Raw genomic sequence first — 25380 nt, 5'->3', positions numbered from 1 at the left:
CTTAGTCGGTTCCGTTGATGCGGATCGGCGGCAGGACATCCTTGCCCGCGTCGCCGACCTCGTCGACGAGACCGTCGGGATCGGTGTGGATGAGGACTTCCACTTCCGGGAACTCGGCGTGAATGCGCGCCTCGAGCTCGTCCATCACCCGGTGTGCCTGGCGCACGGTCATCTGGGCATCGACCCAGACGTGGAACTGGACGAAATCCTTGTTGCCCGAGGTGCGCGTGCGCAGGTCATGGACGCCGCTGATGTCCGGATTGAGCGCGATCAGTTCGAGCACGCGCTGCTTTTTCTCGACCGGCCATTCGTGGTCCATGAGCTGGTCGAGCACCGCCTTCGACGCTTTCCAGGCGTTCCAGCCGAGCCAGAGCGCGATACCGAAGCCGAACAGCGGATCGGCGCCGCGCAGCCCCGCGTACTGGTCGAGCGCGAGCGCGGCGATCACGGCGAGGTTGAGCAGCAGGTCCGACTGGTAATGGACGCTGTCGGTATGGATCGCCAGACTGCCGGTCTTGCGCAGGACATGGCGCTGCCAGGCGATCAGCGCGAAAGTCACGAGGATGGCGGCGAACGACACGCCGATGCCGCCGGCCGCCGCCTCGACGCGCGCGCCTGACAGGAACTGCTCGACCGCGCGGCTGGCGATGACGAGCGCCGAGATCGAGATCAGCACGATCTGGAACAGCGCCGCGATCGCCTCGGCCTTGCCGTGCCCGAAGCGGTGCTTGTCGTCCGCCGGCTGCGCCGCGATCCATACGCCCAGCAGGGTGGCGAGGCTGGCGATCAGATCGAGCGTGGTATCGGCCAGGCTGCCGAGCATCGCCGTCGATCCGGTCGACCATGCGGCCCAGCCTTTCAGCGCGAGCAGGAATAGCGCGGCCGAAATGCTGGCGATGGCGGCGCTGCGGTTGAGATCGGCCGCGTGCTGGACGGGGTGTGCGCTCAAGCCTCGAACCTCACGGGTAGAGCAGGGTGCTGGTCCATTCGCCCGCGGTGCCGTCGGCGGCCACGTCGCGATCGAAGCGGCGGCGTTCGTGCAGGCGATGGGGGCGATCATGCCAGAATTCGATGACTTTGGGTACGACGCGGTAGCCGCCCCAATGGGCCGGGCGCGCGACGTCGAGCCCCGCGAATGCGTCGCGTGCGGCCTCATATCGGTGGAGGAAGGTCTCGCGGCGGTCCAGCGGCGCCGACTGGTCCGAGGCCACCGCGCCGAGTTGGGAATCGCGGGCGCGCGAGCGGAAATAGGCGTCGGCTTCCACGCCGCTCACCGGCTGCACGGCGCCTTCGACGCGGATCTGGCGGCGCAGGCTTTTCCAGTGGAACAGTAGCGCTACATTGGGGTTCTCCGCGATCTCGCGGCCCTTGCGGCTGCGGCCGTTGGTGTAGAAGACGAAGCCTGCCGGGCCATGCCCCTTGAGCAGGACCATGCGCACCGACGGCACGCCGCCAGGCGTGGCCGTGGCGAGCGCCATGGCGTTGGAATCGCCGGGCTCAGTTTCCCGCGCCTCGTCGTACCAGGCCTGGAACAGGGTGAAGGGGTCGCCGTGCGGGATAACCTCGCGGGCTTCATCAGCGTCCATGGTGTTTTCCTGTGGGATTCGATCCACTCCCATTCGTCCGATCACATGGCAAGCGCCTTGATCGTGGGCAATTCGGAAGCGCGAATAAGGGCATATGACCCGAAATAGCTTTCGGCCCCGCGATAGGAAAGCCGTAAGGTGCGCAATTGCACAGAGCGCTTGCCGTAACTCGCAAGGACACCTAGCTAAACGGGATCATGGCAGTAGACCCTTATTCCACCCTCGGCGTATCGCGCGGCGCGAGCGAGAAGGAAATCAAGTCCGCCTATCGCAAGCTCGCCAAGGAGTTCCACCCAGACGCCAACCGCGACAATCCCAAGGCGGGGGAACGATTCAGCCAGGTGACCGCGGCTTACGACCTGCTGTCGGACAAGAACAAGCGCGCGCAGTTCGATCGGGGTGAGATCGACGCCGACGGCAACCCGACGATGGCGGGCTTCGGCGGCGGATATGGCGGTCCCGGCGGAGGCTTCGGCGGTTCGGGCGGTCAGCGCGGGTTTGGGGGAGGTTTCGGCGGCAACGACGGGATCGACCTCGAGGATCTGTTCGGCGGCATCTTCGGCGGGGCCGGGCAGCGTGGCGGCCCCGGCGGCGGCTTTGGAGGCGGGCGCAATCGCGCCGCGCCGCGCGGGGCCAATGTCACCTATCGCCTTGCCGTCCCGCTGACCGATGCGGCCGAACGCAAGGAGCAGCGCATCACGCTGGCGGACGGCAAGACGATCGACCTCAAGCTGCCCGCCGGCGTCGACGACGGCACGCAGATGCGCCTCGCGGGCAAGGGCGAACCCGGTCCCGGCGGTCCCGGCGACGCCACGGTGACGATCCAGATCCAGCCCCATCCCTTCTTCCGCCGCGATGGCGACGACCTCCGGCTCGGCCTGCCGATCACGCTCGACGAGGCGCTGGCCGGCGCCAAGGTCAAGGCGCCCACCGCATCGGGCGCGGTCATGCTCTCGATCCCGCCGGGGTCCAGCTCGGGCAAGGTGCTGCGCCTCAAGGGGAAGGGTTTCTCGCGCAAGGACGGATCGCGCGGCGATCAGCTCATTACGCTGGAGATCGTCCTGCCCGAAGAGGACCAGGAGCTTGCCAGGCGCCTCGAGGGTTGGCGCGATACCCGCGACGTGCGCGGCAGGCTTGGGGTTTGAGCGTGCGCGCCCTATGACGGCGTGGTGCAACTGGAACCGCCGATAGAGCAGGCCGACCCGGCCGATCTCTCGCCCGAGGCGAGGCGCCGCGATGCACTCAGGCGGGGGGAGCGGCTGCGGCAGCGTATCCAGCGCAACGCCGGGCCAGGCTCGCGCTTCTTCGCGGTGATGCGCCGGGTGCTGACAGGGGCATGGAACGACGGTTTCATCCATGCCGGCAACCTTGCCTACATGACATTGCTGGCGCTGTTCCCGTTCTTCATCGCGCTCGCGGCGATCTTCTCGGCGCTGGGCGAGCAGGCGCGGCTCGATGCCTCGATCGATGCGCTGCTGGTCGCGATGCCCCCTCGGGTCGCCGAAGTGATCGGGCCGGTCGCGCGCGACGTCGTGGCCGCCCGCCACGGCTGGCTGCTATGGGTCGGCGGCCTCTTCGGCCTGTGGAGCGCGACCAGCCTGATCGAAACGATCCGCGACATTCTCCACCGCGCCTATGGAATCCGCAAGCATCGCGGCTTCTGGCATTACCGGCTGTTCTCGACCGGCCTCATCTTCGGTTCGGTGCTGCTGCTGCTGATCTCGCTGTCGCTCCAGGTGCTGATCGGCGCGATCCAGCAAGTGTTGCTGGCGCTGTTCCCGAGCCTCGATTCGATGATCGACCAGATCATCGTCTCGCGCGCGATCATCACGGTCACGCTGTTCGGCTCGATCTACACGCTGTTCTACCTGCTCACGCCCGAGGCCTACCAACGCCGGATCTACCCCAAATGGCCGGGCGCGGCGCTGGTGACCGGCTGGTGGCTGCTCGTGCTGTGGGCCCTGCCGCAGATCCTGAGGACCTTTTTCGTCTACGACCTTACGTATGGAAGCCTGGCCGGAGTGATGATCGCGCTTTTCTTTTTCTGGCTTGTGGGCCTAGGGATGGTCGTCGGTGCCGAACTCAACGCGGCGCTGGCGGAATCGCCCGAGGAGCGAAACATCCGCGAGCAAGCCGCGGCGTCCTCGGAGCCAGACGACAACGAAGTACGGGGTGAATGCGAATGACCGGTCTGATGCAGGGTAAACGCGGCCTGATCATGGGCCTTGCCAATGACAAGTCGCTGGCCTGGGGCATTGCCAGGAAGCTGCGGGAACACGGCGCCGAACTGGCCTTTTCCTATCAGGGCGAATCCCTTGCGAAGCGGGTGAAGCCGCTGGCCGAAAGCCTGGGCAGCGATTTTCTTTTTGATTGCGACGTGTCCGACATGGATGCGCTCGATGCCGCCTTCGAAACGCTGAAGAGCCGATGGGAAACGATCGATTTCGTGGTCCACGCCATCGGATATTCGGACAAGAACGAACTGCGCGGCCAATACGTCGATACCAGCCTCGAAAACTTCCTGATGACGATGAACATCTCCGCCTACAGCCTCGTCGCGGTAACGAATCGCGCGGCCGCGATGATGCCGGACGGCGGCTCGATCCTGACGCTGACCTACTACGGGGCGGAGAAGGTCGTGCCGCACTACAACGTGATGGGTGTAGCCAAAGCGGCGTTGGAAACCTCGGTGAAGTACCTCGCGAACGACCTCGGCCCGCGGAACATCCGCGTCAATGCGATCTCGGCCGGCCCGATCAAGACGCTCGCCGCCAGCGGCATCGGCGATTTCCGCTACATCCTGAAGTGGAATGAACTGAACGCCCCGATGCGCCGCAACGTCACCATCGAGGACGTGGGCGGTTCGGGCCTCTACTTCCTTTCGGACCTGTCCTCGGGCGTGACGGGAGAGACGCATCACGTCGACGCCGGCTATCACGTCATCGGCATGAAGCAGGAAGACGCGCCGGACATCGCGCTGAGCTGAGGCAACCATTATCGCGACAGGAAAAAGGGCCGGAGAAAATCCGGCCCTTTTTCATGCCCGGCTCATTCCGGACCCGGCGGAAGCAGGGCCGGGCGCCGGCGGGGAGCTGTTCCCTTCTATTGCGCTGCTGGCTCTTCCACCGGTGTTGACACCGTCGCCTCGCCGCTTTCGTCCTCCACGGCGGCCTGCTCGGCCTGCTGGCGCTGCTGCTGTTCGAAATAGGCCTTTTCCGCCGCTTCGACGCGGGCCTGCTGTTCGGCGGCCTCCTCGTCGATCTTGGAAAGTCGCCTCTGGCGTTCGGCGGCGATCAGCTCGCTGAAACGCACGTCGGTGGCGTTTTCCTTCTCGGCATAGGCGCGGTCGATCAGCTGCTGCGTGCAGCCCAGCGAGCCGCCCGGGCCGACCGGCGAACAGCTCAGGGTACCGAATGCGCCGACGGTTTCGTAGGCCTCGACGCGGTTGGTCCAGGCTTCGGACTTGGGCGAATCGATACCGCGCAATGGCGCGGGGATGCGGTAACGCTCGCCTTCGGGCTTGCGCGCGCAGACGGTGATTTCGTTGCCGGTCGATGCGGGGCAGGGGTCGTCGCCATAGACGATCACCTGATTGACGCGCTCTCCGTCCTCGTCCTGCGCGGTGGCCGGCATGGCGGCCAGAGTCAGGCCCGTGGACAGTGCTGCAACGGCAGCGGCGGCAGTGAGGAGGCGGGCCATCGGATATGCTCCATGCGAAAATCTTCGGGTACCAAGCGGGATATAGGCCCGCTCGGGCTTGAACGATAGGTTAAGCGCCGGCGAATGCCGTGACACCGATCAATAACTGGCCGGCGGTCAAATCCGTTCCGAAAGCCTGATCGCCACGCGGCAGCCCAGCCGGATCGCGCCCGACAGCAGCGGATAGGCGGGTGCCCGCTCCGCTCCGGCGGCCAGCGCCGCATCGCGATGTTCGCGCTCGTCATCGCGGAATTCACGGATCGTCTCGCGCAGTTCGGCGTCCTCGTCGTCCTCCAGCGCCTCGAGCTGCTCGGTATAGTGCCGGTCGATCTCGGTCTCGATCGCGGCGGTGCAGGCCATCGCAGCTTCCGGCCCGAGCAGCGCCGTCGCCGCCCCCAGGGCATAGCCCGCGGCCGACCATACCGGCTGCAGCAGCGTGGGCCGCACACCGCGCTTCGCCATCATCGCGTCGAAGCGGGCGCGGTGATCCTCTTCCTGGGCGGCCATGCCGGCGATCTCGGTCGTATGCGGGCCGCGCGTGCCCATGACCGCCAGCTGGCCGGCGTAGATCCGCGTGGCGCCGAATTCGCCGGCCTGATCGACGCGCAGCATGCGGGCGTTGCGCTTGGACGTCATGGGGTGTTCGGAAGTCATCGGTTCACTTGCTCCTGCCGCTGCCGCTGCGGGCGATGAGCGCGAATATCACCAGCGCCCCGCCGGTCGAGACGAGGAAGTTCCAGCCCGCCAGCGAAATACCCCAGAGGGTCCATGGCGCCACGTCGCAGCGGATCACCGGTGCCTGCATGATCGCCGCGAGCGGATCGCCCCCGCCGTCGAAGACGCTGGCGGTGCATTCGGTCACGCCTTTCCACCAGCCGTATTCGACGCCGGCGTGAAAGCCGCCGATCAGGCCCGAGGTCAGGATCGCCAGCGCGGCCACCGCCACCAGCGGCGCCACCGGCCGCCAGAAGAAGGCGAGCAGCGCGAAGGGGATCGCGATCATGTGCGGATAGCGCTGCCACCAGCACATCTCGCAGGGATAGAGCCCGAAGCCGTACTCGCTGACATAGGCGCCGCCGAGAAGCAGGGCGGGCAATGCCAGCGCGAGGACGCGGGCGGCGCGCAGCGGGGAAGCGACGGAAACGGGCATCGTTCGGCGATCCTCGGGCGAACGTCAGTTCTTTCCGGCTTGCGCGGTGGCCAGCGCGGGCTTTCCGGCGGTGCGCTGGAGCGTCGATACCGCGTAGTGCAGCTGGAAGTCCTCGATACCCTGCTTCTTCAGCTCCTCGGCGGACACCTTGAAGCGCGGGTCTTCCATCTTGTCGGTTTCCAGATCCTTGTCGTCCAGCGAAGCCTCGTTGATGAGATGGCCGCGCAGGTCGGATTCGCGCACCGCCCGCGCGGCGCGCGCGCGCGCATCCGGGTCGGAAAGCTGCGGCACCCTGATATCGGGCGTGATTCCGCCTTCCTGCACCGAATGGCCAGCGGGCGTGTAGTAACGCGCGGTCGTCAGCTTCACGGCGCTGTTCTTGTCGAGCTGGATGAACGACTGCACCGATCCCTTGCCGAACGTGCGCTCGCCCATCACCACCGCGCGGCGCTGGTCCTGCAGCGCCCCGGCGACGATCTCGGAGGCGGAGGCCGAACCGGCGTCGACGAGGACGATCACCGGCATGCCCTTGACGATGTCGCCCATGTACATGGTCTCGGCCCGGTAGATCTGGTTCTCGTTGGCAAGGCGGCCGCGCTGTGAAACGATCGTGCCCTTGGCGAGGAACAGGTCCGAAAGCGCCACCGCCTCGTCGAGCGATCCGCCCGGGTTTGAGCGGAGGTCGAGCACGAGACCGGTCAGCTTCTTGCCTTTGGTTGCGGCCTGCTTGCGCAAGTCCACGATGGCGGTGTCCACGTCTTTGCCGACATCGCGCGAGAACTCGTTGACCGAAATGACGCCCACGTCGTCCTCGAGCTCCCAGGTGACCGGTTCCAGCTCGATCACGCCGCGCGTCACGGTGACATCGAACGGTTCGTTGCGGCCGGGGCGAAAGATGGTGAGCTTGATCGAGGTTCCCGCCGGTCCCCGCATCTTGGCGACCGCTTCGTCGAGGTCGCGTTCGTAGTAGAGCACGCCGTCGAGGTGGGTGATGTAATCGCCCGCCTTCAGGCCGGCCTTTTCCGCCGGGCTGCCCTTGAACGGCGAGATAACCTTGACCGCGCCGTCCTCTTCCACAACCGAAAGGCCAAGGCCCGAATAATTGCCGTCGATCATCGTCTCGAGCCGCTGCAGCGAGGCGCCGTCGAGATAGTTCGAATGCGGATCGAGGCTGGAGAGCATGCCGTCGATGGCGCCCTTGATCAGCTTGTCGTCGTCGACCTTGTCGACGTAGTTCTCCTTCACCAGCTCATAGATGGTGAAGAGCTTGCCGAATTCCGGATTGACGCGGCTGTCCACCGCGGCGAGCCCGCTCGTCGCCACCGGCAGCACCGCGACGGCGGAAACCAGCAGGCTGGCGCGCAGGAAGGATGCGATCTTCATCGGGCTTGTCTGCCTCTCGTCTTCGTCACGCCGGCTCCGGGCGGACCTTGGGTACGTCCCCGTATTCTACCGGGGCTTTGCGGCAAAGGCCAGCGCCCGCGCACTTCGCCGGGATTCGGCGCGTCATAGCGATCTGACGAATTGCACGGGATTGACCGGCGTGCCTTCGCGGCGCAGCTCGACGATCACCTGCGGCTGGCCCGGTCCGGTTATCCCGAGCGGCGAACCCGCGACGACGCTTTCGCCGACCTCGACGTCGAGCCGGGCAAGGCCGGTGACCAGCGAAGTCCATCCGCCCTCGTGCTCGATGATGACGATGCTGCCGTAGCCGCGATAGGGTGCCGCATAGGCGACGCGGCCCGGCGCCGGGGCCACGGCCTGGGCATTGGCCCGAGTCGCGAGCGTGATGCCGCGCGAGGGGGCGAGGCCGGGCGCTTCCTCGCCGAACCCGGTCACGATGCGTCCGGTGACCGGCAGGATATAAGTGGGCAGGCCTTCCGGCGGGGGCACGAACTGCGAAGCGGCGATCACGCGCGCCTCTTCGGGTTTCGGCGGGCGCATGATCGGGCCGGGCAGGGCGGCAAGTTCCCGCCGCAACGCGCCCTGGCGATCGATTTCCTCGACGAGATCGCCGAGATCGCGTGCCTTTTCGGCGAATGCCAGCGCGCGCGTGCTCTCGCGCGCGGCGATGCCCGAGGCCTTGCGGCTGGCGAGGCGCTGGGCCGATTCGATCGTCGCGAGTTTCGCGCGCCGCTCGCGCATCTGGGCCTGCGCCTGCCGCAGGTCCTCGGCCGCCGCCTGGGCATGACGCTCCAGCGTCCGGCCGCGCTCTATCTCGCCGCGCAGCGAGGCCGTGCGCCGTTCGACCTCGGGCAGCATCCTGTCGAGCAGCGCGCGCATGTACACCGCGTCGCGCACCGAGCCGGGGCGCAGCAGCGCCAGCAGCGGCGGGCGGCGCGTCAGCCGCTGCAGCGATCCGGTCAGCCGCGCGAGAGGGGCCTGCCGTTCGGCGAGCAGCGCCCGCAGCTCCGCGCGCTGCGAGGCGATGAGCTGCACCTTGGCGGTCTGCGCCGCGATCAGGGCTTCGGTCTGCTGGATGCGCGCCGCCACGGCGGCGGCCTCGTGCGCGGTCTTCTCGGCCTGCCGGGTGACGTTGCGCGCCTGCTTTTCCAGCTTCTCCGCGCGTTGCCGCGCCGCTTCGCTTTCGCGCCGGGCGGCCAGCATGTCCTCTTGCGCCCTGGTGGCGTCGACAGCGGGATCGAGCACCGCAAGCGCGCCCGCCTGCGTCATGCCCTCGCCCGCGAGCGCGATTGCGCCCAGCGCGAGGCAGCCGGCGGAAAGGATCAGGATCGTGCGCGAATTGGGCTTCACGGCGCCTTAACTAGTGCGGGCGCGGGGAAAAGGGAATGTCGGCGGCCGGCCGTCACCCGAAAGAAGAAGGGACCGGCGCACTCGATACCGGCCCCTTCTTCGTCCCGTGAGCGGGATTCCTGGAGTGTTTCCGACTTTGATTGCATCAAAGCCGGCACTCCATGTATTTGTTTTACAGCGATTTCCGAGTCAGCAGGCGGTTCCACCTGCTTCGAAATCACTCTAGCGCGCGGCGGCGGCGTCCTCTGCGGTCACCGGCGTGATCTTGATCTCGACGCGGCGGTTGAGCGCGCGCCCTTCCGCCGTCGTGTTGTCGGCGACCGGATAGTTCTCGCCCATGCCCTGCGTCTGGATGCGCGCGGAGGAAACCCCGCGCGAGATCAGGTAGCGGGCGACCGAGTCCGCGCGGCGCTTCGACAGATCCATGTTGTAGGCCTCCGAACCGGTGGAATCGGTGTGCCCGTAAACGTCGATTAGGCTGTTGGGATACTGGATCATGCTCTGCGCCACCTTGTCCAGATTGGCCTGGAACGAGGGGCTGATCGCGGTGGAATCGACGGCGAACGTCACGTCGGGCAGGTTGACGAGGATGCCGTCGCCTTCCTGGGTGACGTCGATGCCCGATCCGGCGGTCTGTTCCTTCAGCTCCTTGATCTGCTTGTCCATCTGGTAGCCGACAACGCCGCCGGCGACGCCGCCGATGCCTGCGCCGACGATGCGGGCGGTCTTGCCGCCAATCACGCCGCCCAGCAGATAACCCAGTCCGGCACCGCCGATGCCGCCAATGGCCGTGCGAGAAACCTTGCGCTCGCCGGTGTTCGGATCGGTCACGCAGCCGGAGACCGCGATGAGCGAGAGAGCGGCGGCAGCCGATGTGAAGAGGCGCGATCGTTTCATGGTCTTGGCCCTTTCTTATTGAAAACCTTGCACGAGATGGGGTGTGTGCCAGTGAATATGAACGACGAATGGATGATTTGCGTTACAACGCACGCCGTTCGCTGCTGTTCCACGGGGGGCGGCGGACCTCGCGCGCGGGCTGTCCGATGACGCGGCGCTTCGCTATTGCCGCAATCTCTGCTAGCGCGGGTTTACTGTGACCCCCTTTCCCTGGACCGACCTTCTCATCATCGCCGGCCTGATCCTGCTCAACGGCCTTTTCTCCATGTCCGAACTGGCCATCGTGTCCGCGCGCACGGCGCGGCTGAGGGTCTCGGCGGACAAGGGCAGCGGGGCCGCGCGGACCGCGCTTGAACTGGCGGCCGACCCCGGCAAGTTTCTTTCGACCGTGCAGATCGGCATCACCCTGATCGGCATCGTCGCCGGCGCCTATTCGGGCGCGAGCCTGGGGGGACCGGTCGGCGAAAGGCTGGCCCTGCTCGGCATCCCCGCGCAGTATGCGGGCACGACCGGCTTCGCGCTGGTAATCATCGCGACGACTTATGCCAGCCTCGTCGTCGGCGAACTCGTGCCCAAGCAGCTCGCGCTCAGGGCGGCGGAGCCGATCGCACTCCTCATGGCGCGGCCGATGCTGCTGATGGCCCGGCTGATGGCGCCGTTCGTCTGGCTGCTCGACAAGTCATCGGGCTTGCTCCTGCGGCTGATGTCGATACGCGGCGGCGGCCAGGAGCAGCTCACCGCGGAGGAGCTGCAGATGATCTTCGCCGAAGCCACCCGTTCGGGCGCGATCGACGAGGACGAACGGGCGATGATGGCGGGCGTCATGCGCCTTGCCGACCGCCCGGTGCGCGAGCTGATGACCCCGCGCAACCAGCTCGACTGGATCTCGGTCGATGCGAGCGTGGCCGAACTGCGCGCCCGGATCGCCGAATCGCCGCATTCGCTGCTGCCCGTGGCGGAAGAGGACGCCTCCGATCAGGTGCTCGGCATCCTCAAGGTCAAGGAAGTGCTTGCCGCGCTCGTCGACGGCCGCGCAATCGACATCCGCGCGATGATGAAGAAGGCCGAGGTCATTCCCGACCAGCTCGACGCCATGGATGCGCTGCGCAAGCTGCAGCAGGCCGAAGTCTCTATGGCCGTGGTCCACGACGAGTACGGCCATCTCGAAGGCATCGTCACGCCTTCGGACGTGCTGGCGGCGCTGGCGGGCACTTTCGTCAGCCATCAGGACGAGGGCGACGAGCCGCTGGTCGTCGAGCGTGCCGACGGCTCGCTGCTGGTGTCGGGCGCGATGCCGGCCGACGCTCTCGCCAATCGCCTCGACATGACGCTGCCCGATGACCGCGAGTTCGCCACTGCCGCCGGCTATGTCCTTGCCGTGCTCAAGAAAGTTCCGCGCGAAGGGGAATTCTTCTCCGATCAGGGCTGGCGCATCGAAGTGGTCGACATGGACGGCCTCAGGATCGACAAGCTGCTGGTCGAGCGCGAGGATGACACGGCAGTGGACGATGGCGTTTCGGAGGACGGGTGACGCGATCTTCCCCTCCGCTTCATAAGGAGGGGAGCCAACGAAAAAGGCCGGACTCTCGCCCGGCCTTTTCGATTTTCGCTGGCTCGACGCCTACCCCCCGATCGAGGTCTGCGCGTATTGCCCGTCACCTTCGGGCGCGGCGAGGATCGAGCGGGTGACCTGGCCCTTGGCCACGGTGTAGGTCGAGGGATCGCCGACGGTCGAGCGGATCGCCGGATCGGGCGTGCCGGCCATGCCCAGCGTCGTCTTCTCGATATCGCTGCGGGCCTGCGGGCCGCCGAACAGGGCGTCCAGCGTCTGCTGCTGCAGGGCGCCGTCGGTCGGGCGCGGCTCGCCCTGCTTTGGCGGGCTCAGCGTGAAATCGGGCGGCACGACCAGCGGCGACTGGCGCTGCACCGCGAATTCGTCGGGACGGCTGCGGTCGAACAGGCCGGTGCTGCCGCAGCCGGACAGGAGCACGGCGCCTGCCGTCATGAGGAAAAGGGCTCCAGCTTTCATCTTGGGCATCAAATCAACTCTCCGGGGCCGTTTCGACCGCTGAATCGGGCTTTTCGCGCGAAAACAGCGACCGGGCAAGGATAATCAGGACGCCGATAGTAATGGCGGCGTCGGCGATATTGAAGATCAGGAAGGGGCGGAAATTCCCGAAATGCAGGTCGGCATAGTCGATGACGTAGCCGAACAGATAGCGGTCGCGGATGTTTCCCGCCGCGCCGCCCAGGACGAGGGAGAGGGCGGCGATGTCGGCCATCTTGCGTTCGCGCATCATCCAGATGAACACGAACAGCGCGATGGCCGCCGTCATTGCCACCAGCGCCCAGCGGCCCTCGGTCGAACCGGCGGTGAACAGGCCCAGCGAGACGCCGAAGTTCTGCGTCCAGCGCAAGTCGAAGAAGGGCAGCAGTTCGATCAGCCCGACCTCGCGGAGCTTCAGGTCCTTGACGACCCAGCCTTTGAAGCCCTGATCGACGAGGAAGACCAGCGCCGCGATCAGCAGCCCGATGAGACGATTGCGCAGAGTAGGGCTCACGCAGAGGTTTCCACCGCGCCGACGACGCCCTCGCAGCGGCCGCACAGCGCGCCGCCCTCGGAGACTTCGGGCAGATGCCGCCAGCAGCGGCCGCATTTGTGGTGGGTGGTGCGTGTTACCTTCACGCCCTCGCTTTGCTCGGCAGTGACTGACGAGACGATGAACAGCTCCGCGAGAAAATCGTCGTTGATGAAACCGCCAAGGATCGCTTCGAGGTCATAGATCCTGACGTTGGCCTGCAAGCTTGAGCCAAGCGTCTTGTCCCGGCGCAGCGGCTCGATGGCTTCGGTGACTTTCTCGCGAAGAGTGCGCAGTTCGGCCCACTTCACCATGTCGGCTTCCACCGCGGGCACCTCCGGCCACTCCAGCAGATGCACGCTCCCGCCCTCGGGATAACGCGTGCCCCAGACTTCCTCGGCGGTGAAGACGATCACCGGCGCGGCGTAGCGGATGAGCGCGTGGAACAGGGTGTCGAGGACGGTGCGATAGGCGCGGCGCTTCGGGTCCGAAGGGGCGTCGCAGTAGAGGCAGTCCTTGCGGATGTCGAAGTAGAAGGCCGAAAGGTCTTCGTTGCAGAAGTCTATCAGCGAGCGGACGTATTCGTTGAAATCGTAGTCGGCGACCGCCTGCCTCAGTGTCTGGTCGAGCTTGCCGAGCAGCGCCAGCACGTAGCGCTCCAGCTCGGGCATCTCGGTGACGTTCTGTACCGTCTCTGTGTCGCTGTACCCCTCCAGCGCGCCCAGCATGTAGCGGAAGGTGTTACGCAGCTTACGGTACTGGTCGGCGACGCCTTTCAGGATCTCGTCGCCGATGCGGTGGTCCTCGGTGAAGTCGACCGAGAGCGCCCAGAGGCGGATGATGTCCGCCCCGTTGGTTTCCATGACCTTGAGCGGGCTGACCGTGTTGCCCTTGGACTTGGACATCTTCTCGCCTTTGGCGTCCATCGTGAAGCCGTGGGTGAGCACCGCCTTGTAGGGCGCATGGCCGCGCGTCGCGCAGCTTTCGAGCAGTGAAGACTGGAACCAGCCGCGATGCTGGTCGGAGCCTTCGAGGTATAGGTCAGCGAGCGGGCCGGTGTGGCCTTCCGGGCGCAGCAGGTCGGGCCACTTGCCCGATTCCAGCACAAAGGCATGGGTCGAGCCCGAATCGAACCAGACATCGAGAATGTCGGCGACGCGTTCGTAGTCCCCGGCCTTGTAGTCCGGCCCGAGCAGGTCCTGCGCGGCTTCGTCCGACCAGGCATCGACGCCCTTCTCGCGAATGGCGGCGACGATGCGGGCGTTGACTTGCGGATCGACGAGGTATTCGCCGGTCTCGCGGTGGACGAAGAGTGTGATCGGCACGCCCCAGGCGCGCTGGCGGGAGAGCACCCAGTCGGGCCGCCCCTCCACCATGGCGCCGATGCGGTTGCGGCCCTTGTCGGGGACGAAACGCGTGTCGGCGATGGCCTTGAGCGCGGTCTGGCGCAGGGTATTGCGCGCGACGGGAGAGGCGAAGCCGGTGCCGGCATCGGGCGTGACGGCAACGTCATGGACCAGCGCGACCACGCGGCCGTCCGCTTCGGCGCTGGCGCCTTCCAGCAAGGCGCCCTTGATGAGTGCGACCATCTGGAATTTCGCGCCGATGCTTTCGAGGTAATCGAAGGCCAGCGGTTCGCAGACCACGTGCTGTTCCTCGCCCACCTGGAGCACGAGGTAGTCGAGGCTGCGGTTGTAGGCGACGGTCTCGCCCACCGGACCGGCGACCACGATGCGCGCGCCTTCGAGGTCCGCATCCTGCGGAACCTGAGAAAGCGGCACCGTCGAGACCGTTTCCGCCCCGGCGCCCGCGCCGCCATCGCGCGGCTTGTCCATCGGCACGAACCACTGCGGGGTGCAGCGATAGATCACCTTGGCCTTGGAGCGCCACGAGTGCGGGTAGGAGTGCTTGTAGTCGGCCGAAGCCGCCAGCAGTCCGCCACCCGTCTTGGCCGCCTCGCGCAGGTCCGAGCAGATCGGGCCATGGGGCGCGTTGAATTTCGGGTTGATGACCGAACCTTCGCCGCCCAGCCAGAGCCAGTCGGTGCGGTACTTGCCGTCGGCCTCGACCGCGAATTTCGGGGCGATGTGGTGCGCCTTGCAGAGGTCGAAGTCGTCCTCGCCATGGTCGGGCGCCATGTGGACGAGACCGGTGCCGCTCTCGGTGGTGACGAAGTGACCGGGCAGGAACGGCCGCGGCTCGGCGAAGAACCCGCCGAGGTGGTGCATGGGATGGCGGGCGACGGTGCCTTCGAGTTGGGAGCCTTTGATAGTCATTTCGACATTGCCCGGCGCAAGCCAGCCGTATTGAATCCGTGAGTGAAATTCCTCCAAAAGCTCTTTTGCAACGAGATACTTGAAATCCTTAAGGAGGCGATTCTCGGTAGGATTTGAGGTCGGCACGCCTACCGCTGTCTCGACGAGGACGTACTCAACCTCCGGCCCAAAGGCCAAGGCCTGGTTCACCGGAATCGTCCAAGGCGTCGTCGTCCAGATCACTGCATAAGCGCCGACCAGTTCCGGGATCGGGGATTCCATGATCTCGAACGCCACATCAACCTGCGTCGAGACGATGTCCTCGTACTCGACTTCCGCCTCGGCCAGCGCGGTCTTTTCGACCGGGCTCCACATCACCGGCTTGGCGCCGCGATAGAGCTGGCCGGTTTCGGCGAACTTCATCAGCTCGGAAACGATGGTCGCCTCGGCTGCAAAGTCCATCGTCAGGTAGGGATTGTCCCAGTCGCCGCCGATGCCCAGGCGCTTCAATTGTTCGCGCTGCACGTCGACCCAGTGGCGGGCATAGGCGCGGCATTCGGCGCGGAATTCTTGCGGAGGAACCTCGTCCTTGTTCTTCTTTTTCTTGCGGTACTCTTCCTCGACCTTCCACTCGATGGGCAGGCCGTGGCAGTCCCAGCCCGGCACATAGGGCGCGTCCCTGCCCAGCAGCGTCTGGGTTCGCACCACCATGTCCTTGAGGATGTGGTTCAGCGCATGGCCGATGTGCATGTCGCCATTGGCGTAGGGCGGGCCGTCATGCAGGATGAACTTCTCGCGGCCCCGGCGCGCGTCGCGGGTCTTCTCGTAGATCTTTTCGGCCTGCCAGCGCGCGAGAATGCCCGGCTCCTTCTGGGGGAGCCCGGCTTTCATGGGGAACTCGGTCTTCGGCAGGAAGACGGTGCTTCTATAGTCGCGCTGCTCGGTCATGATCGGCGGGCACTAGAGCAAATGGCTTAACGTTGGAAGAGTGCGACTTGCGTGTTCGGGCGGCACGAGCAGGTAAGGAAGGTTACGCAACGTCATCCCGGCGAACGCCGGGACCGCTGGCGGTCGTTCGGCACGCCCTATCGGCGGGGCAGCGCGTAAACACAGCCACCGGTCCCGGGGCAAGCCCGGGATGACGAGTGCTTCAAGTCGCTGCCAGCAATTCCCGCGCCTTGTCGCAGTCCGCCGCGATCTGCGCGATCAGCGCTTCGAGCGAATCGAACTTCGCCTCGCCCCGCAGGAAATGGTGGAAGACCACTTCGATTTCCTGACCGTAGAGGTCACCGGAAAAGTCGAAGAAGTGCGGTTCCAGCAGTTCCTTGGGCGGATCGAAGTGAGGCCGGATGCCGAGGTTTGCCGCGCCGGGCATGATGCGGCCGTCCGGCAGGCGGCCGGTCACCGCATAGACGCCGTAGCGCGGACGCAGGTACGCGCCGAGTTCGAGATTGGCGGTGGGAAAGCCGATCTCGCGGCCCAGCTTGTCGCCGTGCAGCACCGTGCCGCGAATGGCGAAGGGGCGGGTGAGCAGGCGCGCGGCGGTCTCGCAGTCGCCGGCCTTGAGCGCTTCGCGGATGCGGCTGGAGCTGATTGGGCCGATCTCGTCGTGGACCGCGCCGACCGCGCGCACGGAAATGCCCAGCGCGCCGCCGACATCGCGCAGCACGGCCGGATTGCCGCCGCGCCCTTTGCCGAACGTGAAGTCCTCGCCGGTGACGACGCCCGCCGCGCCGAACTGTCCCGCCAGCGTGCTCTTGATCCAGCTTTCCGCCGTCATGCCCGCCATGGCGCCGTCGAAGTGGAACACCAGCATGGCGTCCGCCCCCGCGGCCGCGAACAGTTCCTGCCGCTGGTCGAGCGTGGTGAGCCGGAAGGGTTCGACGTCCGGATTGAAGTGGCGCATCGGATGCGGATCGAACGTGGCGACGACGGCGGGGCGCCCCTCGGCCCGCGCCCACGACACGGCTTCGCCGACCACGGCCTGATGGCCCTGGTGGAAACCGTCGAAATTACCCAGCGCGATAACCGCGCCGCGCAGGGAATCCGGGAAGGGGTCGCGGTTGTCGAGGCGAATCATGGTTTGTGCTTCCAGCGCAGCACGGAAGCCCCATCTTCTCCCCTCCCGCTGGCGGGAGGGGCTGGGGGAGGGATTGTCACGACAGAGCACATGGTGCGCATCACATGCCCTCCCCTGCCCCCTCCCGCAAGCGGGAGGGGGAAAGCCGCAAGAGCGTCACGAAAGCATGGGCGGGGCGCTCACCTTCCGCGGGATGCTCTTCGCGCGCCGTTTCGCGCCATTCGGGGCCGAGCGGGGGCATCACGGTGTCGCCCTCGTAGTCGGCATGAATTTCGGTCAGCTCGATCCGCGCCGCCCTGTCTTGCAGCAGCGCGTAGATCTCCGCGCCGCCGATCACCGCGACTTCGCCCTCGCCCGCGCGCGCCAGTGCCTCGTCCACCGAATGGGCGACTTCGGCCCCAACGGCCCGCCATGCCCGGTCGCGGGTCAGCACGATATGGCGCCGGCCGGGCAGGGGGCTCGGGAAGCTCTCGAAAGTCTTGCGGCCCATGATCATCGGCTTGCCCATGGTCAGCGCCTTGAAGCGCCTGAGGTCGGCGGGCAGGTGCCAGGGCAGGCGCCCCTCGCGGCCGATCACGCCGTTGGCGGCGCGCGCATAGATGAAGACGAGCTCCTGCGTCATCGGCGCCCCTTTCCCCCCGTCATCCCGGGCTCGACCCGGGACCGGTGGCGGTCGTTCGGCGGGTCTTCGCGGCTGGGCCGCGCGCAAGCACCGCCACCGGTCCCGGGGCAAGCCCGGGATGACGGGGGGAGGGCAGGACTTTTCATCCGAGCGTCAGGCGGGTGACGTGGCCCATCTTGCGCCCGGGGCGGGCCGCCGCCTTGCCGTAGAGGTGCAGGTGATTGGCCGGATCGGAAAGGATCGCCGGCCAGTCGTGCGCCTCGTCGCCGATCAGGTTGCGCATCTCCACCCCTTTCGCGGCCAGGCGCGTGTCGCCGAGCGGCAGGCCGCAGATGGCGCGCACATGGTTTTCGAACTGGCTGGTGAGCGCGCCCTCGATGGTCCAGTGCCCCGAATTGTGGACGCGCGGGGCCATTTCGTTGAACACGGGACCGTCCCCGGTCGCGAAGAATTCCAGCGTCAGCACGCCCACGTAGCCGAGCGTCTCAGCGATCCTGGCGGCGAGTTCGCGCGCGGCGGGGACTTGTGCCTCGACCTCGGGAGCGGCGGGCACCGTGCTCACGGAAAGGATGCCGCCGGCATGGACATTCTCGGGCGAATCGAAATAGCGGATGTCCCCGTCCGCGCCCCGGCACAGGATCACGGAGAATTCTGCCAGGAAGGTGACGAAGCCCTCATAGATCAGCGGCTGTTCGGGCAAGTCCAGACCGTCCGCGTCGCCGGGCTCCATGATCCGCCACTGGCCCTTGCCGTCGTAGCCCTCGCGGCGGGTCTTGAGGATGCCGGGCGTGCCGATCCCGGCCATGGCGGCGGCAAGGTCCGCCGCCGACGCGACGGGGGCGAAGGGGGCCGGCCTGCCGCCCAGCGAGACGACGAAGTGCTTTTCGGTCAGGCGGTCCTGCGCGGTTTCCAGCGCGCGCGGATGCGGATGCAGCGGTACGTCGCCGATCGCCGACAGCGGGGCCACCGGAACGTTCTCGAACTCATAGGTCACGACCGCGCAGTCGGCGGCGAAGCGGGCCAGCGCTTCGGTGTCGTGCCACTGCGCGTGGGTGAACGCCGCGCTGACCTCGGCGGCGATGGAATCGGCTTCGGGCGCGTAGATGTGGCAGCGGTAGCCGAGCTGGGCCGCGGCCATCGCGATCATCCGGCCAAGCTGGCCGCCGCCGAGGATGCCGATGGTTTCACCGGGGGGGATCATGCCGGCACCCGCGTCACGATGGCCTTTCCGCCACCGAAGCGCTCTGCTCGGCCCGGAAGGTCTTGAGGCGCTCGGCAAGCTCGGCATCGCCGGTCGAGAGGATCGCGGCGGCAAGCAGCCCGGCATTGGCCGCGCCCGCCTCGCCGATCGCCAGCGTGCCGACCGGAATGCCGGCGGGCATCTGCACGATAGAAAGCAGGCTGTCCTGCCCCGAAAGCGCCTTCGACTGCACCGGTACGCCCAGCACCGGCAGGTGCGTCATCGACGCGACCATGCCCGGCAGATGCGCGGCGCCGCCGGCCCCGGCGATGATCACCTTGAAGCCCTCGGCCTCGGCGCCCTTGGCGAAGGCCACGAGGCGGTCGGGCGTGCGGTGGGCGGAAACGATGCGCGCGTCATAGGCGACGCCCAGCTTGTCGAGCATCGCGGCGGCTCGCTGCATGGTCGGCCAGTCGGACTGGCTGCCCATGACGATGGCGACAGGCGGGGCGACAGGTGCCGGTGCCTCGCTCATCTCAGCGCTCCGAGAGATAGTAGCGGTCGGTCACCGTCAGGTCGTCGGCCATTTCGTAGATGATCGGCTGGCCGGTGGGAATCTCGAGCCCGGTGATCTCCTCGTCGGAGATGCCCGAGAGGTGCTTGACCAGCGCGCGCAGCGAATTGCCGTGCGCGGACACTATGACGGTCGCGCCGGCCTTGAGGTGCGGGACGATCGAGCCCTGGTAATAGGGCAGGGCGCGCGCGATGGTGTCCTTGAGGCTCTCGGTCTGCGGTACGTCGATGCCGGCATAGCGCGGATCGGACGAGAGATCGAACGTGCTGCCCTTTTCCAGCACCGGCGGCGGCGTGTCGAAGCTGCGGCGCCAGATGTGGACCTGCTCCTTGCCGTGCTTCGCCGCGGTCTCGGCCTTGTCGAGGCCGGTCAGGCCGCCATAGTGGCGCTCGTTGAGGCGCCAGTCCTTGGTTTCCGGGATCCACAGGATGCCCGCGGCCTCGAGCGCGATGTGCAGCGTCTTGATCGCGCGGGTCTGGACCGAAGTGAAGGCGATCGAGGGAAGGATGTTCCTTTCCCTGAGCAGTTCGCCGGCGGCGCGCGCCTCAGCCTCGCCTTTTTCGGTCAGCCCCACGTCCCACCAGCCGGTGAAACGGTTCTCGAGATTCCATTGGCTCTGGCCGTGGCGAACGAGGATCAGGCGAGGCAAGGCGTGTATTCCTTATCTTGCGGCGCTTTTTGGCCGGGGAGGCACCCTTCGGTTGTTCAGGCCGCAGCCCCTAGCTTTCCGGGGGCGATTTGGAAAGCCTGCCCGATTCGTTTTCCTGCGCGTCGTCCTGTGTACCGGAAGCGCCGGCGCCCAGCGCCCGCGCCTGCGCCTTGCGCCGCCGCAGGTTCTCGCGCAGCTTGGCGGCCAGCCGTTCCTCGCGCGTCATGCTCGCGTCGTTTCCCATGGCAAGCGCAATGCCGCCGTGGCCCCGAAAGCGCAAGGCAGCGCTTGACAATCGGCCCCCGCGAAGACAATAGCGCGCCCCTGTCCCGGACTATCGGGACCAGCGGGCTGCTGTAGCTCAGTGGTAGAGCGCACCCTTGGTAAGGGTGAGGTCGGGAGTTCAATCCTCCCCAGCAGCACCATTCTCCCAATATAATCAACCCCTTAGAGGGGCGCCGATTTCTGCCTCGCAAACGGGGTATAGAGGCGGGGGTAGAGAGCTTTCGATGATCTCTCAACCTAAGCGCATAGCAGAAATGTTCGACGGTCTCCCGCAAGGTGCTCGAGACGCTATCGCTAGACGCGACGGCAAGGGCAATCACACCGCGTAGGGGCTCACGTCTGCATTTGCGCAGGGATATCCGCAGTCGGCGTCATTCTCCGGTGAACTTGGTGGGGATGATGGAGAAGGCGAGGATAAGGAGTAAAAGAGATGGCCAGGCCATAAAGCCCATGGCGCGCCACATGGCGGAGAGGATGCCAGTGCTGGCGCGAGCGGCGGCTTCCTGCCGAAGCCTAAGCGCGTGGATTAGAACGCCGGTGACCGCGAGGCCGGTCAGCGCCGCGCCGCACAGGAACCAGAGGATTCGGGTCGGCAGACCGCCCCAACTGCCGAAGTGCAGCGGATCGGCCGCTTCGGAAATGCGCTGGTGGAGCGACAATTCCTCGCCGCGCACGACCTCGACGACAGCCTGACTGTTCGGATCGATCATCACGGCATTGGCGCGTTCGCGCACCAGCAGTGCTTCGGCGTTGCCCATGACGATGAGGCCGCCGGGCTTGCCCTCTGGGAAATAGATCGAGGTGATGCGCAGTTCCGGATAATGCCGCTGCGCGAGCGACACTGCCTGGTCGAGCGTCGGGCCGTCGGCCTGCGCCTGCGGCAGGGTGATTGGCGGGCGTGGAACTGGGGCCTGCCCGCCGCCCCATTCGGTCAGATACCATAGCCCGGTGACACCGATCAGCGCCACGAACCATAGGCTCCAGAGTCCGGCAAAACGGTGCAGGTCGCCAGTGAAGCGGCGGCCGTCGTTGCGCCGGTCTTTCCTGCGGCGGGGCAAGCGGAAGAAGCCGCGCCACCACTTCTTGTAGACGAACAGCGCCGTTATCACTGACGCCAGCATCGGGACGGACAACGCGGTGACGATGGGGATACCCCACTTTGGTGGTAGCATCAGGTGCCGGTGCAGTTCCCGGAAAAGGCGCTGCGCATTGAACCAGGTCGAGTATCCCTGAACCTTTGCCGTCCAGGGATGAAGCTGGATGCGAAAGCGCTGGCCGTCCGGACGCTGGGCAATGGTTTCGGCAGCGAACCAAGGATCGAGCGGCGCGCTGATCCGCTCGATCCGCGCGTCACCTGCCGCCGCGCGCGCCGATGCGGCAAGTGCCCCCCAAGATGCCGGCGCCCCTTCCTGCGGCGCCACCCTCATAGCGGGCGTCAGCAGCCAGTCGATCTCATGGGAGAGCGTCGCGATCGTTCCGGTCGCCAAAATGAAGGCAAGGAGCAGGCTCAGTTGCAGACCCGCCCATTGGTGGACGCGCCACCAGAGCGAACGCTTGGCCTGGCGCTTCGCCTGCGTTCCGGTGGCGACGACCGATGCCACTACAGCTTCCAGCGCAACTCGGCAAAGACGGTGCGCGGCTCGCCGGGGAAATGACCCGTACGGTCAATGAAGCCGGATGCGGCATAGGTCTTGTCGAAGATGTTATCGACACGCAGCAGGACGCTGAGGTGCGGCGTGATCTGCTGGATCACCGAGGCGTCGAAAATGGCGTAGGGCTTGACCGTCTGCCCTGAAATGCTGACGCGCTCGCCGATATATTCGCCGCCCAGCGCCACTGCCGTTCCGGTCGGGCGGAACTGATAGCGGGTCCACAGGCCCGCCTGATGCTTCGGCGCATTGGCGAAACGGTCGCCAACCGCATTGGTCAGCGACTGACCGGGCACGGTCGCGGTAATACGCGCGTCGTTATAGGCGTAGTTGGCGGTGAGCACCCAGTCAGGCGTCAAGTCGGCTGCAATCTCGATCTCGAAGCCCTTGCTGGTCACTTCACCGATGGGCGCAAGGTCATCGAAGCCATCGGAGCTGTCACCGTTCGGATCGGCCTGCAGCATATTGCGGCGCTTGATCTGATAGACGGCAGCATTCGCTTGAAGTTTGCCACCCAGGAGCGCCAGCTTGACGCCGGCTTCGATCTGCTCACCGGTGATCGGCACGAACGGTCCTCCGGCGAGCGGGTTCTGCGAGTCCACGGATTGGGGCTCGAAGCCCTGCGACCAGCTTGCGTAAAGCGAGGTGTCGGAACGCGGCTTGAAGATCAGGCCGCCCCGGAAGGTCCAGTCGCCGTCCTCATATTCCGTCCCGCCAAGCAGGTCGGTATCCTTGTAGCGGTCGTAGCGCGCACCGCCGACGACGATCCACTGGTCCGACAGGCTCAGTTGGTCCTGGAGGTAGAAGCCGTAGCGCGTGCTGCGCGTCTCGGTCGGGCGCTTGGCGATTGCTTCCAGATCGTAGAAGGAGGCGCCGGACAGGCCATAGACCGGATTGGAAAGACTGAGCAGCGGAATATTCGGATGGGTCACCGTGCGGCCCCAGAATTCGGCATCTTCACGATACCAGTCGGCGCCGATCAGCACGCGATTGTCGAGGCCGGCGATGGGCTGGTCGATGGTCGCATTGCCGGAAAAGGTCAGCCCCTTGGTGATGCGTTCCTGATCGCGCAGTTCGCGCCGCGAGGCGTCCACGATACCGTCGGCATCGGTGTCGACCAGGCCGCGCGCCTCATGATATTGCTGCCGCTCGCGCGCGTCGAAATAGCGGGTCGCCAACTCGACCGCGATACCATCGGCCGGTTCGGCCTGCAGGCGCGCCTGATAGACGGTCGCGCGCAGGTTGAGGAAATCACTCTTCTCGTTGGTGTTCCAGCTTCGGCTGGCGAGGAAATTGCCGTCATCGTCGGTGGGAACGCCGCGCAGCCGCGCCGCACGGTTCTTCTGGTCATAATGCGTCACCTGACCGATGATCCGCGCGTCCTCGCCCAGCTTCGCTTTCAGGCCGCCATCGAGGATCAGGGATTTCTCGCGCGTGTTGTTCCGGAACGGGTCCATCTGCTCATAATAGGCCCCCGCCCGCCCCAGCAGCGCGCCATTGCCCGTGATCGGCCCGGAAATCTCGCCCGATGCGCCGTAGCGTTCATAATTGCCGAGCGTCAGGTTGGCCTGCGCCGCCAGCTCCTCGGTCGGCGTCTTGGTGACATAGTTGATGAGGCCACCCGGCTCGCCGGGGCCATAGAGCATCCCTGAAGGGCCTTTCAGCACCTCGACGCGCTGGATGTTGAACAGCCTGGGCACCGAGAAGGCGATGAAGGGATCGCCGCGCAGATTGTCGTAGAAGACCCGGTCCTGCCTGAAGCCACGGAATGTGACGCCCGAATAGCTGAAGGTCGTGACCCCGGCGATATTGCGATAGAGATCGGTCGCGTCGCGCGCGCCCTGATCGTCGATCAGCGATTCGTTGATGACCGTCACCGACTGCGGAATGTCGCGCGGGTCGCTCGCGCCGCGCGCCACCGATGTCGATTCCACCCGGTAGAGCGCCTCGGCCCGGCCGGTGACGATGATCTCCGACGCGGCTTCGTCAGCCTCTGCAGCCCTCACGGCATATGGCGCGGTCAACAAACCCAATGCGGTGGAGATGTGGCAAATGCGGATGATTCTGTTCATGTAACCCCCTGTTGGGGTCGCCATTAATAATAATTAGTCGCATTAGCAAGAGTTCGCATGGAGAAAACGACATTCTAGCGCACAGCCCGCACCCACAGGGTGAGGGCAAGGAGGGTCGCAAAAAGCCACGAGCCGACGACGACGGTGACACCCAGCGGGATCGTCGGCAGCTCTCCCTCCAGCCCCCAACGCAGCATTTCTTCATGCGCGAAGGGGACGGATGCACCCAGGGCACACGTGGTAGCGGCGTAGGCCGCCAACACGGGACCACGGCGTTCCGCCATGCCATGCCTCTGCTGCCGCTTCGCCTGGAGGTATGCCCCCGTGAGGCATAGCCCGGAAAGGCCGAGGCCGAAGAGGAACCAGACGGCCTTGCTCCACAATCCTCCGAAGTTCCCGAAATGCAATGGATCGGCCGTGTCGATCCAGCGATGGAGCGGGCGCATTTCAGCGGCGCGGCGGATGCCGATGGTGCTACCATCGCGCGCATCGAGCCACACGCGGACGCCCCGATCGCGGACCAGCCACGCACCGTCCTGGCCCTGCACCTCGAACAGGCCGCTGCTCATCTGGTCAAGCACGACCGTGCGGATGTCCAGGGCCGGATAGGCTTGCCGCGCCCGAGCAACCAGCATTTCCACGGGGAGTGTCTGAGATACGCTGCCCTCGGCTGCCGGCGGGTCAGGCGCTGGCGCTTCGGACGTGACTTTCCATTCCACGAGATACCAGATGCCCGTCGCAGCGATGAGGGCGACGAACCAGAGGCTCCAAAGCCCAGTGAGCTTGTGCAGGTCGCTCCAGAAGACCTTCGCGCCCTTGCGCCGCTCGAGTTTGAAGAAACCGCGCCAGAAGCGCCGGTAGAAGATCAGGCTCGTGACGAACGAGGTCGCCAGCACGAAGGCGGCAAGTCCGACCAGCCAATAGCCAAAAGGTATGCCCCAGATCCGCCACCCGTCGATGAACAGCGACATATGGAAACTTCGAAAGAAGCGCTGGACATTGAAATAGCTGGTCGTGCCCAGCACCTCGCCGGAAGCAGGATCGGTCCATACCCGGTGCCAGATGTCATCCGGATCGGCAATCCACACTTCGGCCGCGAAACCGGGATGGAGCGGCGCGCTGATGGCAAGGATATGCCATCCGGGCTTTGCCGCCTCCACCTTCTCCTCGATCGTCTGCCACGCCACCTGCCGGGCCGGCGGCGCGCGCAGGCGCTCGTCCGCTAGCCAGTCGAGCTCGTGGCTGAACACGGCCACGGTGCCCGACCAGCAGATGACGAAGAGCAACAGGCCGGCGGTCAGCCCTATCCAGCTATGCCAGGCAAAAAATGTCCGCCGCCGCAGCCCCAA

General features: G+C 66.1%; 24 protein-coding genes and 1 tRNA gene. 5 read left to right on the top strand and 20 right to left on the bottom strand.

Annotation, left to right across the window (positions count from 1 at the left end; translation table 11 throughout):
• Position 1 precedes the first annotated feature (1 nt).
• Together IEX32_RS02755 and pdxH are read right to left on the bottom strand one after the other, a co-directional pair.
• Complete coding sequence (locus IEX32_RS02755; protein ID WP_229735824.1) at positions 2-949, bottom strand: cation diffusion facilitator family transporter; 948 nt, start codon at positions 947-949, stop codon at positions 2-4.
• 10 nt (positions 950-959) lie between these two features.
• Entirely contained in the window at positions 960-1586 is a 627-nt protein-coding gene (gene pdxH, locus IEX32_RS02750) for a pyridoxamine 5'-phosphate oxidase (RefSeq protein ID WP_188768125.1), read from the bottom strand.
• A gap of 197 nt (positions 1587-1783) precedes the next feature.
• Here pdxH and IEX32_RS02745 point away from each other — a divergent pair, with 197 nt between their 5' ends.
• Genes IEX32_RS02745 through fabI form a run of 3 tightly spaced genes read left to right on the top strand, consistent with a single transcriptional unit; the run spans position 1784 to position 4572 of the window.
• A complete protein-coding gene (locus tag IEX32_RS02745; RefSeq protein WP_188768122.1) occupies positions 1784-2731 on the top strand; it encodes a DnaJ C-terminal domain-containing protein in 948 nt (315 codons plus the stop codon).
• A gap of 24 nt (positions 2732-2755) precedes the next feature.
• A complete protein-coding gene (locus tag IEX32_RS02740) occupies positions 2756-3772 on the top strand; it encodes a YihY/virulence factor BrkB family protein (RefSeq protein ID WP_188768114.1) in 1017 nt (338 codons plus the stop codon).
• Positions 3769-4572: an enoyl-ACP reductase FabI gene (gene fabI, locus IEX32_RS02735; protein ID WP_188768113.1), complete on the top strand. Its 804-nt coding sequence runs from the start codon at positions 3769-3771 to the stop codon at positions 4570-4572. The genes IEX32_RS02740 and fabI overlap by 4 nt, the downstream gene beginning before the upstream one ends.
• Positions 4573-4688: 116 nt before the next feature.
• On the opposite strand, the gene IEX32_RS02730 is transcribed toward fabI, so the two are convergent.
• The 6 genes from IEX32_RS02730 to IEX32_RS02705 all read right to left on the bottom strand — a co-directional run bounded on the left by IEX32_RS02730 (position 4689) and on the right by IEX32_RS02705 (position 10086).
• Entirely contained in the window at positions 4689-5285 is a 597-nt protein-coding gene (locus IEX32_RS02730) for a hypothetical protein (protein ID WP_188768111.1), read from the bottom strand.
• A gap of 117 nt (positions 5286-5402) precedes the next feature.
• Positions 5403-5939, bottom strand: a complete 537-nt coding sequence (locus IEX32_RS02725; protein ID WP_188768109.1) for a demethoxyubiquinone hydroxylase family protein — start codon at positions 5937-5939, stop codon at positions 5403-5405.
• Between the two features lie 4 nt (positions 5940-5943).
• On the bottom strand, positions 5944-6435 hold the full coding sequence (locus IEX32_RS02720; RefSeq protein ID WP_188768107.1) for a disulfide bond formation protein B: 492 nt from the start codon (positions 6433-6435) through the stop codon (positions 5944-5946).
• A gap of 24 nt (positions 6436-6459) precedes the next feature.
• Positions 6460-7818, bottom strand: coding sequence for a S41 family peptidase (locus IEX32_RS02715; RefSeq protein WP_188768105.1), 1359 nt, complete (start codon positions 7816-7818; stop codon positions 6460-6462).
• Positions 7819-7941: 123 nt separating this feature from the next.
• Complete coding sequence (locus IEX32_RS02710) at positions 7942-9189, bottom strand: murein hydrolase activator EnvC family protein (RefSeq protein WP_188768103.1); 1248 nt, start codon at positions 9187-9189, stop codon at positions 7942-7944.
• A 222-nt stretch (positions 9190-9411) separates the two neighbouring features.
• Positions 9412-10086, bottom strand: a complete 675-nt coding sequence (locus IEX32_RS02705) for a YiaD family glycine zipper/OmpA-like lipoprotein (RefSeq protein ID WP_188768101.1) — start codon at positions 10084-10086, stop codon at positions 9412-9414.
• Positions 10087-10282: 196 nt separating this feature from the next.
• Here IEX32_RS02705 and IEX32_RS02700 point away from each other — a divergent pair, with 196 nt between their 5' ends.
• On the top strand, positions 10283-11617 hold the full coding sequence (locus IEX32_RS02700; protein WP_188768099.1) for a hemolysin family protein: 1335 nt from the start codon (positions 10283-10285) through the stop codon (positions 11615-11617).
• 90 nt (positions 11618-11707) lie between these two features.
• Here the strand turns inward: IEX32_RS02700 and IEX32_RS02695 are convergent, their stop codons facing one another.
• The 9 genes from IEX32_RS02695 to IEX32_RS02650 form a co-directional block, all read right to left on the bottom strand.
• Positions 11708-12124, bottom strand: a complete 417-nt coding sequence (locus tag IEX32_RS02695) for a DUF3035 domain-containing protein (protein ID WP_188768097.1) — start codon at positions 12122-12124, stop codon at positions 11708-11710.
• Between the two features lie 4 nt (positions 12125-12128).
• Complete coding sequence (gene lspA, locus IEX32_RS02690; RefSeq protein WP_229735823.1) at positions 12129-12647, bottom strand: signal peptidase II; 519 nt, start codon at positions 12645-12647, stop codon at positions 12129-12131.
• The gene (locus tag IEX32_RS20565) at positions 12644-15868 is read right to left on the bottom strand and encodes an isoleucine--tRNA ligase (protein WP_229735821.1); all 3225 of its coding nucleotides are present in this window, start codon (positions 15866-15868) and stop codon (positions 12644-12646) included. Before IEX32_RS20565 ends, lspA begins: the two co-directional genes overlap by 4 nt.
• Before the next feature lie 202 nt (positions 15869-16070).
• The gene (locus tag IEX32_RS02675) at positions 16071-17000 is read right to left on the bottom strand and encodes a bifunctional riboflavin kinase/FAD synthetase (protein ID WP_188768095.1); all 930 of its coding nucleotides are present in this window, start codon (positions 16998-17000) and stop codon (positions 16071-16073) included.
• A gap of 100 nt (positions 17001-17100) precedes the next feature.
• Complete coding sequence (locus tag IEX32_RS02670) at positions 17101-17622, bottom strand: dihydrofolate reductase (protein ID WP_188768094.1); 522 nt, start codon at positions 17620-17622, stop codon at positions 17101-17103.
• 142 nt (positions 17623-17764) lie between these two features.
• The gene (locus IEX32_RS02665; RefSeq protein WP_188768093.1) at positions 17765-18823 is read right to left on the bottom strand and encodes a 5-(carboxyamino)imidazole ribonucleotide synthase; all 1059 of its coding nucleotides are present in this window, start codon (positions 18821-18823) and stop codon (positions 17765-17767) included.
• A 13-nt stretch (positions 18824-18836) separates the two neighbouring features.
• Positions 18837-19337 (bottom strand): 5-(carboxyamino)imidazole ribonucleotide mutase, encoded by a 501-nt coding sequence (gene purE, locus IEX32_RS02660; RefSeq protein ID WP_188768092.1) that lies wholly within the window; start codon positions 19335-19337, stop codon positions 18837-18839.
• A gap of 1 nt (position 19338) precedes the next feature.
• A complete protein-coding gene (gene gpmA, locus IEX32_RS02655) occupies positions 19339-20025 on the bottom strand; it encodes a 2,3-diphosphoglycerate-dependent phosphoglycerate mutase (protein ID WP_188768091.1) in 687 nt (228 codons plus the stop codon).
• 70 nt (positions 20026-20095) lie between these two features.
• On the bottom strand, positions 20096-20251 hold the full coding sequence (locus IEX32_RS02650; RefSeq protein WP_188768215.1) for a hypothetical protein: 156 nt from the start codon (positions 20249-20251) through the stop codon (positions 20096-20098).
• 124 nt (positions 20252-20375) lie between these two features.
• On the opposite strand from IEX32_RS02650, the gene IEX32_RS02645 reads away from it, so the two are divergent.
• A tRNA-Thr gene (locus IEX32_RS02645) sits at positions 20376-20450 on the top strand.
• Positions 20451-20681: 231 nt separating this feature from the next.
• Here IEX32_RS02645 and IEX32_RS02640 read toward each other — a convergent pair.
• The 3 genes from IEX32_RS02640 to IEX32_RS02630 all read right to left on the bottom strand — a co-directional run bounded on the left by IEX32_RS02640 (position 20682) and on the right by IEX32_RS02630 (position 25380).
• Entirely contained in the window at positions 20682-21911 is a 1230-nt protein-coding gene (locus IEX32_RS02640; RefSeq protein ID WP_188768090.1) for a PepSY-associated TM helix domain-containing protein, read from the bottom strand.
• Positions 21911-24031, bottom strand: coding sequence for a TonB-dependent siderophore receptor (locus IEX32_RS02635; RefSeq protein ID WP_188768087.1), 2121 nt, complete (start codon positions 24029-24031; stop codon positions 21911-21913). Before IEX32_RS02635 ends, IEX32_RS02640 begins: the two co-directional genes overlap by 1 nt.
• A gap of 74 nt (positions 24032-24105) precedes the next feature.
• Positions 24106-25380 (bottom strand): PepSY-associated TM helix domain-containing protein, encoded by a 1275-nt coding sequence (locus tag IEX32_RS02630; protein WP_188768085.1) that lies wholly within the window; start codon positions 25378-25380, stop codon positions 24106-24108.

It is taken from the genome of Novosphingobium endophyticum (assembly GCF_014640675.1).
In the GTDB taxonomy this organism is placed as follows: Bacteria; Pseudomonadota; Alphaproteobacteria; order Sphingomonadales; family Sphingomonadaceae; genus Novosphingobium; species Novosphingobium endophyticum.
This window is presented reverse-complemented; position numbering and strand designations above follow the sequence as displayed.